The sequence below is a fragment of the Aeromonas sp. 102P genome (genome assembly GCF_051920345.1).
In the GTDB taxonomy this organism is placed as follows: domain Bacteria; phylum Pseudomonadota; class Gammaproteobacteria; order Enterobacterales; family Aeromonadaceae; genus Aeromonas; species Aeromonas veronii.
In genome coordinates this window covers 3861013-3873164 of the sequence record NZ_JBQBCZ010000001.1, presented here as the reverse complement: position 1 = coordinate 3873164, position 12152 = coordinate 3861013, and the positions used below count along the sequence as shown (strand labels likewise).

Here is a 12152-nt window from a genome sequence, read left to right as displayed (position 1 = left end):
TCCCAATATGTCTCCTGTTTATGGAGGGAGAAACTTCATGCACGATATTTATGACTTCGACCGCGTGGTCGACCGCCACGGCACCTACTGCACCCAGTGGGACTATGTGGCCGACCGTTTTGGCCACGCCGACCTGCTCCCCTTTACCATCTCCGACATGGATTTCGAGACCGCCCCCTGCATTCGCCAGACCCTGGCAGCCCGCCTTGAGCACGGAGTATTTGGCTATAGCCGCTGGAATCACGACGACTTCAAGGGGGCGGTGAGCGACTGGTTTGCCCACCGCTACAGCGCGAGCCTCGACCCCGAGACGCTGGTTTACGGCCCCTCGGTCATCTATGTGATTGCCCAGCTGGTGAGCCTCTGGTCGGCGCCGGGGGAGGGCGTGCTGGTGCATACCCCCGCATACGATGCCTTCGGCAATATGCTGACCGCCAACGACAGGGTGCTGCTGCCCTGTCCGCTCAAAAAAGCAGAGGGGAGCTACCAAGTCGACTGGGAATGTTTCGAGCAACAGGCAGCCCGCCCCGATTGCCGGATTTTGCTGCTCTGCAGCCCCCACAACCCCACCGGCCGGGTCTGGACGCGGGATGAACTCGGCCGGATGGCCGCCATCTGCCTGCGCCACGGGGTCAAGGTCATCTCGGACGACATCCATATGGATGTGAGCTTTGCCCGCTACCTGCCGTGGAGCGAAGTAGCGCAAGATGATCACTGGGCGTTGGTGAGCTCGGGCTCCAAATCCTTCAATATTCCCGCCCTTGGCGGAGCCTACGCCTTTATCGCCAACGCAGCGGCGCGGGCCGCCTATCTGCAGCGGCTCAAGGCAGCCCATGGCCTCTCATCGCCCCCCATTCTCGGGGTGCTGGCCCATATCAGCGCCTATCGGGACGGGGCTGCCTGGCTCGATGCCCTGAAACGCTATCTGCACGGCAACCTCGCCCATGTGGCGGCGCGGCTCAACGCCGCTTTCCCCGCCATCGACTATCGGGTGCCCGAGGGAACCTATCTCTCCTGGATTGACCTGAGCGGCCTTGGCATCGACTTCCCCGAACGGATGGATGCGCTGCAAACCTTGCTGGTGGAGAAATATCGGGTCGCCATCATGCGCGGCGACACCTACGGCCCGGAAGGCACAGGCTATATCCGCCTCAACGTCGGCTGCCCGCGCTCGAAAGTAGATCAAGGACTCGTCGCCCTGATCGGCGCACTGGGGGAGGTGGGGTAGAGCAAATCCATTCAACATGAGAAACATAACGGGGCCATCAGTGATGGCCCCGTTATGTGGGGAAATATAAAAAACCGCCCCGGATTTACGGGGCGGTTTTTTTATTTAGCGATACCGAGATGAGCCGTGGGGGACACAAGGGCTCAGCGATAGCGGCCACGTACCGAGCTGCTGGCGCGACCGGCCATCTTGATCAGGCTCTGGCGGGTGTGCAGATGGCAGAGCGCGACGCCAAGGGCATCTGCTGCGTCCGCCTGCGGGGTGGCGGAGAGTTTCAGCAGATGGGTCACCATATGCTGCACCTGCTCCTTGGCGGCGCCGCCGGTGCCGACCACCGCCTGCTTGATCTGGGTGGCAGAGTATTCGCTCACCGGCAGATAGGCGTTAACCGCGGCGACGATGGCGCTGCCCCGGGCCTGCCCCAGTTTCAGGGCCGAGTCGGCGTTGCGGGCCATAAAGACCCGCTCGATGGCAAACTCGGTGGGTTTGAACTGGGTGATGATCTCGCATACCCCGTCATAGACCTGCTTGAGGCGCTCCGGCAGCTCGCCGCAATCGGTGCGGATGCAGCCAGAGCCAAGATATTCGGCCTTGCCGCCCACGACCCGGATAACCCCGTATCCGGTGATCCGCGATCCCGGATCGATGCCCAAAATAATGCTCATGGGTGTTGATTGCTCTAAACGCGAGTGATGGCCGCCAAGATAGCAAACTCCGGCCTGCTTGGCTGTACGCAGGATGTGCGAACGGTCAGTGCGTGGCGATTGCCATAAAAAAAGGCCCCGAAAGGGGCCTTTTTGATTATCGCTTGTCAGGCGGCGTGATGGATGGGGCTGGCCTGCGCCATTCCCTCCAGCTCGCCCGGGGCGAAGTTGTCCACCTGAATGGCTTCGTAGCGCAGGGCATCGGCGGCCAGCAGCTTGTCTGCCTCGTCCTTGCTCAGCACCGATTTGGCCAGCGCGGCGGCAACCAGCTCCGGCAGCGCCAGTTTGCGGGGCAGTTTGCCCTCTTTCTGGGCCTGAACCAGCTTCTTCTCGTAGGGCTGCACGGCGACCATTGCCTGGAAGGCACGCTCCATCAGGCCGACCGGATCCGACTCGTCTTTGCCTACATAGCAGAGAGCGGTCAGACGGTCGCGGAATTCGCCCGGCTTCATCATGGCCAGACAGATGGCGTGGCAGCGATCGTCTGCCGGCATCTTGTAACCGACGCCGAACGGGAATACCACACGCTTGAGTACGGCACCCACCACCTTGTTCGGGAAGTTCTGGAAGAAGCCCTCGAACGCCTTGCCAATCAGGTAGAGGTTGCGCTCCACCGCGTACTGCACGAACGGCAGATCGGAGACCATGCGGCCCTGATCCTCGTAATGCTTGAGGGTGGCGGAGGCCAGGTAGAGGTGGCTCAGCACGTCACCCAGACGGGCGGAGATCATCTCCTTGCGCTTGAGATCGCCACCCAGCATCAGCATGGAGACGTCGGCGCACAGCGCCAGCCCTTTACTCATGCGGGAGAGCTGCTTGTAGTAGCGGGCGGTTTCACCGGCCACCGGCGCGCTGTTGAACTGGCCCAGGGTCAGCCCCTGGAACAGGGAACCGAAGAAGTTGCCGGCGCCGAAGGCGATGTGTTTCATCAGCAGGGCGTCAAACTTCTCGAGACCGCGCTCCACGTCGGTATCAGCCGCCGCTTCCAGCTCGGCAAACACGTACGGGTGGCAGCGGGTGGCACCCTGCCCGAAGATCATCAGGTTGCGGGTCAGGATGTTGGCCCCTTCCACCGTGATGGCGACCGGAATACCCATGTAGGCGTAGCCGGTGTAGTTTTTCGGGCCCAGCTGGATGGCACGACCGGCGTGGATGTCCATGGAGTCATCCATGATCTGACGCGCCATTTCGGTCATGTGGTACTTGGAGATGGCGGTGACGATGGCCGGTGCCTGACCCAAGTCCAGCGAACCTGCGGTCATGCGACGGGCCCCTTCCAGTTGATAGGTGAGGCCGCCGATGCGGGCCAGCGCTTCCTGCACCCCTTCAAACTTGCCGATGGACATGCCGAACTGCTTGCGCACGTAGGAGTAGGCGCCCACGGTACGGCTCGCCATATGACCGCAAGCGGTGCCAAGGGCTGGCAGCGAGATGCCGCGACCGGCGGAGAGGCACTCCACCAGCATGCGCCAGCCGCGACCGGCGTAATCCGGGCCGCCGATGATCCAGTCGAGCGGAATAAACACATCCTTGCCGAAGGTCGGGCCGTTCAGGAACGCCAGACCCATGGGGTAGTGGCGATCGCCGACACGCACACCGGGGTGGCTGGTGGGGATGAGCGCGCAGGTGATACCCAGCTCTTCCTTGTCACCCAGCAGTTTTTCCGGGTCATAGAGTTTGAACGCCAGCCCCAGCACGGTGGCGCGCGGCGCCAGGGTGATGTAGCGCTTGTTCCAGTTGAGGCGAATACCCAGCACCTCTTCACCCTTGTGCATCCCTTTGCAGACGATCCCCTTGTCAGGAATGGCGCCGGCATCGGAACCCGCTTCCGGCCCGGTCAGGGCGAAGCAGGGCACCTCTTTGCCATTGGCCAGCCCCGGCAGCCAGAAATCTTTCTGGGCCTGGGTGCCGTAGTGCATCAGCAGCTCGCCCGGGCCTAGGGAGTTCGGCACCATGACGGTAACCGCCACGCTCAGGCTCTTGGTGGCAATACGAGTAACGATGGTGGAGTTGGCAATCGCCGAAAATTCGCGGCCGCCGTAGGATTTCGGGATGATCAGGGAGAAGAAGCCTTCCTTCTTCAGATAGTCCCACACCGGCTCCGGCAGGTCTTTGGTTTCGTTGACGATCTTGAAGTCGTCAACCATGGCGAGCAGGGTTTCGACCTGGTTGTCGATAAAGGCCTGCTCCTCTGCGGTCAGCGTCGCCTTGCCGTAGCCGTGCAGTTTTTTCCAGTCGGGGTTGCCGCGAAACAACTCGCCATCCCACCAGACGGAGCCGGCTTCCATGGCCTCCCGCTCGGTGGCTGACAAGGGCGGCAATATCTTTTTGAAGATGCCGAACACTGGACGGGTTACCACCTTTTTACGGATGGAGGGTACGCCGAGCACAACGGCTATCGCCAGCACCAGCAGGACAAGCAATGTGATCATACCGAAGTTCCTTCTATTTCACTGTTTCCGTTGATTTATTGTTGGTTGTTACACGGCCAGGGAGAACCTGGTCGACTCCACGGGCGCCCCGACTCCGGACGCCAGATAAGGAATAACGTTGCGCACCAGCCCTTCCACATCGAGCTGCTGGCCAAAGTCGGCCAGGGCGATGTCGCGCAGGGCATCGGCAGAGGCCATGGTGAATACGACGGTGCCCAGAGTGAAGTGCAGGCGCCAGAAGAGATCCGCGGGCGACAGGGCCGGATTGGCCTTGGAGATGGCCTGGGTGATCCGCTGCAAAATGGGGCCGTAGTGGGCGGTGATAAAGCGGCGCAGGTGGCCCTGGCTGTCGATATAGCCGCGTCCCAGCAACTGCATAAAGATGGCCGGGCCGTTGGCCCGCACCGCCGAGAGCTTCATCAGCGGCTCGACAAAGCTTTCAAACAGTTGCAGCAGGGTCAGCTGCTCCTGCTCCATCAGTACCCGCAGGCGGGCATCGAGATCGGGCATAAACAGGCTCAGATAGCGGTCGAGTACCGCCTGGATCAGCTCCTTCTTGGAGCCGAAGTGATAATTCACCGACGCCAGATTGACGTCGGCTTCACTGGTGATCAGACGCAAAGAGGTATCGGCGAATCCCCGCTCGGCAAACAGCACTTCAGCGGCGTCGAGAATACGGTTTTTGGTATCGATTTTACTCACTGGACACCTCACTTAAACGAATGTTTAAAAAGTACGTTTCATAACGTGAAGTGTCAAGAGAATGTGAATGAGTGTTAGCGGAATGTTTTTCGATGAAAAAAGCAAAGTGGGCGGAACTTAGTCAAAAAGCAGGACTCTATATCTATGCCACTGCAATTAAACATTAAGTCTCGCCCAACCTGCTTCTTGCTAGTTGGGCCTTTTTTTGCGCGTCTGTTACCGGTTTGCAGGCAAAAAAAACCGCCGCAGGGCGCGACGGTGGGGAAAGTGAGTTCGCGTCATCCTGACGGCAAACTGTCGATGCGAGTTCAGGCATGTATCGACGGAGGCAGTATGCCAGCCAGAGCCCCTCAGACTATGTCAGCTTCGCGGTATTTTGTGACAAAGTGTGGCAAGCACTGGCGTGGCCCAAGCTGCCGCTCTTTGCTATGCTGCCCTTTCAAAATATGAGGGGAGAGAAGATGAAGTACCCGGTCGATACCCACACTCACACCATTGCCAGCACCCATGCCTACAGCACCATCCACGACTATCTGCCGATAGCCAGGGCCAAGGGGATCAAGCTGTTCGCCACCACGGATCATGGCCCCGAGATGGCCGATGCCCCTCATGTCTGGCATTTTGCCAACTTGCCGATATTGCCAAGAGTGGTGGATGGGGTAGGGATCCTGCGGGGTATCGAGGCCAACATCAAAAACCTGGAGGGGGAGATCGATTTTCCCGAGCGTTACGAGTCGCGCCTCGACATGATCATGGCGGGCTTTCATGAGCAGGTATTCCCTCCCTGCGATCAGGCTACCCACACCCAGGCGATGATCAACGCCATCAAGAGCGGCCGGGTCGATATGATCAGCCACCCGGGCAACCCTTCATTTCCCATCGATATTCAGGCGGTGGTCAAGGCGGCAGCTGACTATCGGGTCGCGCTGGAGATCAACAACTCCTCTTTCATTCACTCGCGCCCGGGGAGCGAAGGCAACTGCCGTGCCATCGTTGAAGCTGCGCGAGATCTGGGGGCCTATCTTACCTTCGGCTCTGATTCCCACGTGGCATTTACCCTTGGCGATTTTGACCACTGCCACCGTCTGGTGACCGAAGCGGGCTTCCCGCAAGAGCGGATCCTGGTGCGCTCCCCCCGCGCCCTGCTCGAATTTCTCGAAAGCCGCGGCCGCGCCCATATCCCCGAGTTTTCCGATCTGTAAATCGGCTCTAACACCATGAGCCAACTCATAAAATCGAGTTGGCTCAATTGACTTGCCGGTCATTTTTTATGAATGTGGAGAGCAACAAGCCGGTATAGCTCAGTTGGTAGAGCAGCGCATTCGTAATGCGAAGGTCAGGAGTTCGATTCCCCTTATCGGCACCAGATAAAACAAAGGGTTAGCTTCTTGGTGAAGCTAACCCTTTGTGCATTTTGGCTTGGGGTACCACGTGGGGTACCACATCTAGCAAACGGTAGGCACATTACTGTATCCACTTACCTGGCCACCGGCAGGTCCTCCCAGCGTGTGGTGTAACAGGGGCTCAGGTGCTCTTGTCGCATCATCCACTCAGGCGACCCCGTGCCTTGGCTGGCAAAGCCTACGCGCCCCAATCCCTTGGCTTTGATCTGGTCCATCACTGCCATCAGCGCATCTGATTGAGCGGAGGACGGGGCAAACAGATCGGCCTGTTGCTGCCCCTTGGGGGTGAACTCACTCAGCATGACGCCCCCCTTCTGATAGCGGTAACCGTCGCGCCAAATCTGCGGTAGCAGCACGTTCACTTGCTGCAGCAGCAACCGGGTATCATCGCTAGGGCAGACCAGTCGGACGCCAGCCTGCTCACTGTAGTAAGGAGCTCGTTCGTCAAAGGGGCTGGTTCGCACGAACAGGTGCACCCGTTGGCAACACATCCCCTCGGCCCGCAACTTCTCGGCTGCGCGAGCCATAAAGCCTGACAACGCTTGGGCCATTTCTCCACGGTCAGTCACGCGCTCACCAAAGGAACGGCTCGAGAGGATCTGCTGCTTCGCCGCCGGTTCAACGGTCAGCTCTGCGCAAGGCAGGCCACGCAGCTCCTGTACGATTCGCTCGACCACCACGCCGTATTGGGCGCGTAACCCTTTGGCGTCGCTAGCCACCAGGTCAGCAACGGTGTTGATGCCTTGTGCCACCAACTTGGCTCCCAAGCGCCGTCCTATGCCCCACACCTCGTCCACCGGGGTGATAGCCATCAGCCGTGCACGGCGCAGCTCGTCACGCAAATCCACGACGCCGCCTGTGGCAGGCCATTTTTTGGCTGCATAGTTGGCCAGCTTAGCAAGGGTCTTGGTGGGGCCGATCCCAACCCCTACCGTTAGGCCGGTCCACTGCCACACTCGCTGCCGGATCTGTTGCCCATAGGCTATGAGGTCCCCGGCAAACGACTCCGACAGTGACAGGAATGCTTCATCGATAGAGTAGACCTCCAGCTCGGGGGCCATGGTCTCCAACGTGCTCATCACCCTGCCAGACATGTCTCCATAGAGCGCGTAGTTGGAGCTGAATGCCACACCGCCATGCGCCTCGAACTGCTCGCGGATCTTGAAGTAGGGCCCGGCCATCTTGATACCCATCGCCTTGGCTTCGGGGCTGCGCGACACCACGCATCCATCGTTGTTGGAGAGCACCACGATCGGGCGGCCACGCAGCTCAGGGCGAAACAACCGCTCACAGCTGGCGTAGAAGTTGTTTACATCAACGAGCGCTATAGCCATCACGCTGCCTCAGATTGCCAATCACATGGGTGACCACTCCGAACAACTCCAGGGAGAGACTCATACAAGGGTCGATAGGCGCGAACGCCGGATTGGCTGGCAACAGCCGCAACCTCGGCTTGAGCTGCAAGGTCTTTACCGTGAAGCCGCCATCGAGTTGTGCAATCACCACATCACCATGGCGCGGGGTGAGGCTCTTATCGACCACCAGCAAGTCACCGGGAAAGATGCCGACCCCGGTCATGCTCTCCCCCTCGGCACGCAGATAGAAGGTTGCTGCAGGGTGGGCCACGCAGTGGGTGTTGAGGTCCAACTTCCCTTCCAGATAGTCGCTGGCTGGGCTGGGAAAGCCGCAAGAGGCGCGGTGCAAGAACAGCGGGATGGTCACCTCGGCGGGTGATGGGTCTGGGGTTAACAGCTTCATGGCAAAATACCTGTGTTTATATACAGGCATTATAGCGCACCACCTTTGAACCAGCGCAAGTCCCGCATGCCAGTGATGGCGTACCATGGCGCCAACAAATAACAAAGAGGTCAGTATGAGTCACAATCTGTGTGCTCTACCGAAAGAGCAGCAAGAACGGGTCGAGGTCGAGAAGGCCGCCGCATATGCGGTATGGAAGGAGCGCAACGGTCACTTGGCCAGCGCAGAAAGCGAAGCGAACCAACATCAAGGTGAACTGGGTCGCTACTTCCTTGAAAAGGTCGCCTACTTCAAGTCGCGCTGACCCTATCAACACGTTCATCGGTGGCTATGCAGGTCACTAGCAACAAACCGCATTCCAAACAACTTAACGAGGTACGTATTGTGACGGCATTGGTAGTCAACTTGGTAGAGACCTACTCCAGCCGAGGTGCTTACAAGGGCGCCATTAGCGCTTGGCGGGTTTCAAGTGATATGGCCAACAAAATCTCCACCGTCATTGGGGTTTACAAGTCTCAAGTCGTGGTTGTCATCGAAGGCTGCCAGCTGAAACTCTCGACACCTGATGCCAATGAACTACACGATGACGGGTGTGATGGTCGTTACTTCGTGGTCGGTGGAGACGTTTACGAAGACACCAAAGCTTGGCTAAAGCCGCATCCGTGGTTATTCAAGTCACTGGCCAGCGTACAAGGCCCACGCTACCTGAGCCTCGAAGAGGCCAACCAGATACCTTCAGGCAGCGTCATACTGAAGTAAGCCATATCTACACATCTTGATAGATAAGGTGAGGGAGGCTCGCGCCTCCCCCACTCAACACCACACCTCACACAAGCTCTCTGCCTGCGCCAGAACCAGCTGAGCAGCCTCTTCCTGCTGGTCTGGCGGGTACTTGTACTTGCGCAGGATGCGCTTGACCATCAGCCGCAGTTTGGCGCGCACGCTTTCGCGGCTGCTCCAATCCACGGTCACGCTACGGCGCAGGTTGGCTGTCAGCTCATGGGCTATCTTGGCCAGTATCTCGTCCCCCAGCTCACGCACTGACGCCTCGTTGTTGGCCAACGCATCATAGAAGGCGAGCTCGTCATCGTTAAGGCCCAAGGCCTGCCCCCGCTTGCTTACGGCGGCAAACTTCTTGGCCATGTCGATCAGCTCCTCGATCACCTGTGCGGTTTCGATGGAGCGGTTCTGATAGCGTGCGATCACCTTGGTCAGCATCTCCGAGAACTTCTTCTCCTGGGAGAGGTTGGTCGCGAACTTCGACTTGATCTCCCCCTCCAGCAGTCGCTCCAGCAACTCCACCGCAAGATTGCGCTCCGGCAGGTTGCGCACCTCGGCCAGAAACTCATCATCGAGCAGGCCGATATTGGGCTTGTCGAGCCCCACCGCTTCAAACACATCGACCACATCGCCCGATACCACCGCATTGCCGATGATCTGGCGAATGGCCAAGTCGCGCTCTTCGTCGGTTTTCTTCTTTTGGGAGATCGCCTTCTTGGTCAACAACACTTTGACCGCCTGCAAGAAGGCCACTTCTTCCCGCACTGCCTTGGCCTCGTCAAGGGTGCAGCAGAGCGTGAACGCCTTGCTCATCGCCAGCGCGTTGTCGGCAAAGCGCTTCTTGCCATCCTCAAGGCCAAGAATAAAGTTGGCGGCCCCGGCGAGCAGCTTGTGGCCACCGGTGAGGTAGTCGCTGTAATCAAAGCCATGCAGCAGGGCGCGCAGGATATCGAGTTTCTCCTCCAACACCGCGTAGGCCTCATGGGCATCGACGGTCGGCTTGCCCCGTCCTTTGCTGGCGGTGTACTCCTTGATGGCGCTCTTGAGCTCGTTGGCGATCCCGATGTAATCGACCACCAGCCCGCCTTGCTTGTCCTTGAACACCCGGTTCACCCGTGCAATCGCCTGCATCAGGTTGTGGCCCTTCATCGGCTTGTCCACATAGAGGGTATGCACGCAGGGCGCATCGAAGCCGGTCAGCCACATATCACGCACGATGACCAGCTTGAGCGGGTCACTCGGGTCTTTGAACCGCTTCTCCAGCCGTTTCTTCACTTGGGTGGCATGGATGTGGGGCCGCAGCAATGCCTTGTCAGAAGCGCTACCGGTCATCACGATCTTGATGGCCCCCTTGTCGGGGTCCGGGTCATGCCAGTCGGGGCGCAGGGCCACGATGGCATCATACAAGTGCACGCAAATCTCGCGGCTCATGGCGACCACCATGGCCTTGCCATGCTGCGCCTGATTGCGCTCTTCGAAGTGGGCCACCAGATCGGCGGCAACCCGCTCAATTCTTGGCTTGCTGCCAACCACCTTCTCCAAGGCTGCCCACCGTGACTTAAGCTTGGCCTGCTCGCTCTCTTCCTCATCCTCGGCCAACTCATCCACTTCGTCGTCGATGTGGGGAAGCTCTTCGTTATTAAGTGACAACTTGGCCAAGCGTGACTCGTAGTAGATGGCAACCGTGGCACCATCGTCCTTGGCCTGCTGCATGTCGTAGACGTGGATGTAGTCGCCAAAGACGGCGCGAGTGTCGCGGTCTTCCGCTGATACGGGCGTACCGGTAAAGGCCACGAACGTCGCGTTGGGCAGCGCGTCGCGCAAGTGCTGTGCATACCCGACCTGATAGCGCGCAGCCCCTTCTGCAACCTTGCCTGGCGCTTTGAGCGAGGCGCTGAAACCGTACTGGGTTCGATGTGCTTCATCCGCGATGACCACGATGTTGGCGCGGTCGCTGAGCACAGGGAACGTGTCCTCATCCTCGCCGGGCATGAACTTCTGGATGGTCGTGAACACGATGCCACCGGAGGGCCTGTTGCCAAGCTTGTCACGCAGGTCACCTCGCGTACTCACTTGCACCGGCTCCTCGCGCAGCAGATCTTGCGAGAGTGAGAAGACCCCGAACAGCTGGCCATCAAGGTCATTGCGGTCAGTGATGACGACGATGGTCGGGTTCTCCATCGCGGCGTCTCGCATCACCCGGGCCGCAAAGCAGGTCATGGTGATGCTCTTGCCACTGCCCTGGGTATGCCACACCACCCCGCCCTTGTGGCTGCCGTCTGGACGCGATGCGAGCACCACCTGCGCGATGGCCGCCCTGACTGCATGGAACTGATGGTAACCGGCGATCTTCTTGACCAACCGGCCATCATCTTCAAACAGCACGAAGAAGCGCAGGTAATCGAGCAACATGGCCGGGGTCAGAATGCCGCGCACCATGGTCTCCAGCTCGCCAAACTCGCCGTAGGGGTCGAGGTTGACCCCATCCACAGTGCGCCACTGCATAAAGCGTTCGGCATCCGCAGACAGCGATCCCATCCGCGCCTCGCTACCATCGGAGGCAATCATGATCTCGTTGTACTGGAACAGGTCGGGGATCTGCTCCTTGTAGGTCTGCAGTTGGTCGAATGCCTTCCAGATGTCGGCATGCACGTCGGCCGGGTTCTTGAGCTCCAGCACCACCAGCGGCAGCCCGTTGATGAAGAGGATGATGTCGGGGCGGCGGGTGTGTTTGGGCCCCTTGATAGAGAACTGGTTGATGGCGAGCCACTCGTTGGCGGTGGGCTGCTCGAAGTCAACGAGGCGGACAAAGTCCCCCACCGTTTCGCCATCGCGCTGGTACTGGACTGGCACTCCATTCACCAGCAAGCGGTGAAATGCCCGGTTGGCCGACAGCAGCGCTGGGGTATCGAGGTTGACCACTTGGGTCAGCGCATCTTCACGCGCCACCAGCGGCACGGAGGGGTTGAGCCGGGCAATCGCCTCCCGCAAGCGCTCGCGCAGCAGCACTTGCTGGAACTGCTCACGCCACGGGTTATCAGAATCGGGGGCAACGTCGTAGCCACACACCACGCGATAGCCGACTTCGGCCAACCACCCCAGCACCTCTTGTTCCAACTGATCTTCGGTCATGCACCATCACTCA

10 protein-coding genes and 1 tRNA gene are annotated in these 12152 nt (G+C 59.5%); 5 read left to right on the top strand and 6 right to left on the bottom strand.

Features of this window, described 5'->3' with window-relative positions:
- Positions 1 to 37 precede the first annotated feature (37 nt).
- Positions 38 to 1228: a MalY/PatB family protein gene (locus ACTG1K_RS18125; RefSeq protein WP_440006257.1), complete on the top strand. Its 1191-nt coding sequence runs from the start codon at positions 38 to 40 to the stop codon at positions 1226 to 1228.
- A 143-nt stretch (positions 1229 to 1371) separates the two neighbouring features.
- On the opposite strand, the gene ruvC is transcribed toward ACTG1K_RS18125, so the two are convergent.
- The 3 genes from ruvC to ACTG1K_RS18110 all read right to left on the bottom strand — a co-directional run bounded on the left by ruvC (position 1372) and on the right by ACTG1K_RS18110 (position 5066).
- Positions 1372 to 1893 carry a crossover junction endodeoxyribonuclease RuvC gene (gene ruvC / locus ACTG1K_RS18120; protein WP_005334512.1) on the bottom strand — a complete coding sequence of 174 codons (522 nt, stop codon included), beginning with the start codon at positions 1891 to 1893 and terminating at the stop codon, positions 1372 to 1374.
- A 146-nt stretch (positions 1894 to 2039) separates the two neighbouring features.
- A complete protein-coding gene (locus ACTG1K_RS18115) occupies positions 2040 to 4364 on the bottom strand; it encodes an acyl-CoA dehydrogenase (protein ID WP_440006255.1) in 2325 nt (774 codons plus the stop codon).
- Between the two features lie 48 nt (positions 4365 to 4412).
- Positions 4413 to 5066 carry a TetR/AcrR family transcriptional regulator gene (locus tag ACTG1K_RS18110; RefSeq protein ID WP_245095416.1) on the bottom strand — a complete coding sequence of 218 codons (654 nt, stop codon included), beginning with the start codon at positions 5064 to 5066 and terminating at the stop codon, positions 4413 to 4415.
- A gap of 461 nt (positions 5067 to 5527) precedes the next feature.
- Here ACTG1K_RS18110 and ACTG1K_RS18105 point away from each other — a divergent pair, with 461 nt between their 5' ends.
- Both ACTG1K_RS18105 and ACTG1K_RS18100 read left to right on the top strand, forming a co-directional pair.
- Positions 5528 to 6268 carry a phosphatase gene (locus tag ACTG1K_RS18105; RefSeq protein ID WP_429238594.1) on the top strand — a complete coding sequence of 247 codons (741 nt, stop codon included), beginning with the start codon at positions 5528 to 5530 and terminating at the stop codon, positions 6266 to 6268.
- Positions 6269 to 6356: 88 nt separating this feature from the next.
- A tRNA-Thr gene (locus tag ACTG1K_RS18100) sits at positions 6357 to 6432 on the top strand.
- Positions 6433 to 6543: 111 nt separating this feature from the next.
- Here the strand turns inward: ACTG1K_RS18100 and umuC are convergent.
- Together umuC and umuD are read right to left on the bottom strand one after the other, a co-directional pair.
- Positions 6544 to 7803, bottom strand: coding sequence for a translesion error-prone DNA polymerase V subunit UmuC (gene umuC / locus ACTG1K_RS18095; RefSeq protein ID WP_029303585.1), 1260 nt, complete (start codon positions 7801 to 7803; stop codon positions 6544 to 6546).
- Positions 7784 to 8227, bottom strand: coding sequence for a translesion error-prone DNA polymerase V autoproteolytic subunit (gene umuD, locus ACTG1K_RS18090; RefSeq protein WP_029303586.1), 444 nt, complete (start codon positions 8225 to 8227; stop codon positions 7784 to 7786). The genes umuC and umuD overlap by 20 nt, the downstream gene beginning before the upstream one ends.
- Before the next feature lie 115 nt (positions 8228 to 8342).
- Here umuD and ACTG1K_RS18085 point away from each other — a divergent pair, with 115 nt between their 5' ends.
- Together ACTG1K_RS18085 and ACTG1K_RS18080 are read left to right on the top strand one after the other, a co-directional pair.
- Positions 8343 to 8531: a DUF3283 family protein gene (locus tag ACTG1K_RS18085; RefSeq protein ID WP_029303587.1), complete on the top strand. Its 189-nt coding sequence runs from the start codon at positions 8343 to 8345 to the stop codon at positions 8529 to 8531.
- Positions 8532 to 8701: 170 nt separating this feature from the next.
- The gene (locus tag ACTG1K_RS18080) at positions 8702 to 8986 is read left to right on the top strand and encodes an acyl-CoA synthetase (protein WP_113721844.1); all 285 of its coding nucleotides are present in this window, start codon (positions 8702 to 8704) and stop codon (positions 8984 to 8986) included.
- Positions 8987 to 9040: 54 nt separating this feature from the next.
- Here the strand turns inward: ACTG1K_RS18080 and ACTG1K_RS18075 are convergent, their stop codons facing one another.
- Positions 9041 to 12139, bottom strand: a complete 3099-nt coding sequence (locus tag ACTG1K_RS18075; RefSeq protein WP_440006252.1) for a type I restriction endonuclease subunit R — start codon at positions 12137 to 12139, stop codon at positions 9041 to 9043.
- Positions 12140 to 12152: the final 13 nt, after the last annotated feature.